The following is a 265-nucleotide window of genomic DNA, read 5'->3' on the forward strand; positions in this document are numbered from 1 at the left end:
GCGTCCGGTGCACCCGTACAGCCGGTGGACGCCGGTTCCGAGGGCAAGCAGTCCCTCTGGGGCATCTTCATTGCCGGGCTGCTGGGCGGTTTTGCGGCCTTCATCATGCCCTGCATATTCCCCATGGTCCCGCTGACCGTCAGTTTCTTCACCAAACAGAGCGGCTCCCGCGCCAGGGGGATATCCCGGGCGCTGCTCTACGGGCTGTTCATCATCGTGATCTACGTCGCACTGGGCATGCTCATCACCATAGCCTTCGGCTCCG

At 63.4% G+C, this 265-nt stretch carries 1 pseudogene; it reads left to right on the forward strand.

Annotated features, from left to right (window positions below):
- Positions 1 to 265, forward strand: a pseudogene (locus C5749_RS19405) (cytochrome c biogenesis protein CcdA); the annotation flags it as partial.

Source organism: Sphingobacterium gobiense, assembly GCF_002980575.1.
Lineage (GTDB): Bacteria > Bacteroidota > Bacteroidia > Sphingobacteriales > Sphingobacteriaceae > Sphingobacterium > Sphingobacterium gobiense.